We start from the raw sequence: 685 nt of genomic DNA on the forward strand, positions 1-685 counted from the left end.
GCTAAATAACCTAACGTAGCAGTTTTATTTTTGGCAATGGTTCCGCTATCGGGAGCATCAATGCCTGCAATGATTTTTAAAAAAGTCGATTTTCCAGCACCATTACGACCAACTAAGGCAATCCGACTTTTTGTTGCAATTTCTAAATGTATGTTTTCAAACAATGTTTCCGAGCCAAAATGCCGGGCAACTTGATTTGCTTGTAATAAAATCATCAGTAGTCCTCATTTCTAAATTCATTGCCCTTAGTGTAGCATAAAATCTGCTAAAATAGCACGTATCAAAAAATGCTTTGTGAAGGTTTATACCTTTTATCACAAACTTTTGAAGAAAAATGCTATTTTTGAGCCATAGAATTGCTTTTTATTGTGAAAAACTGCTATTATGTTAATGGATAAGATTTAAGTGAAAGTATTGGAGGTCCAATTGTGAAAGATCAAGTTATTCCAAAAGCAACGGCGCGACGCCTTCCTTTATATTATCGCTACTTAAGAATGTTACATGATACAGGAAAAAATAAAGTCTCATCAACTGAATTAAGTGAAGCGGTACAAGTAGACAGTGCGACTATTCGTCGTGACTTTTCATATTTTGGTGAATTAGGTAAACGTGGGTACGGCTATGATGTTGAAAACTTAATGAACTTTTTTGCAAAAACATTGAATGAAGATGAGTTAACCAATGT

Annotated in this window: 2 protein-coding genes; one reads left to right on the forward strand and one right to left on the reverse strand. The window is 34.5% G+C overall.

The window, feature by feature from the left end; translation table 11 throughout:
- On the reverse strand, window positions 1-215 hold a 215-nt coding region (locus ACU8YE_RS23815), incomplete at its 3' end, for an ATP-binding cassette domain-containing protein (protein ID WP_446929798.1).
- A 213-nt stretch (window positions 216-428) separates the two neighbouring features.
- Here ACU8YE_RS23815 and ACU8YE_RS23820 point away from each other — a divergent pair.
- A partial coding sequence (locus ACU8YE_RS23820; RefSeq protein ID WP_446929800.1) for a winged-helix domain-containing protein occupies window positions 429-685 on the forward strand: 257 nt, incomplete at its 3' end.

The sequence above is a fragment of the Ralstonia sp. VS2407 genome, from assembly GCF_052950655.1.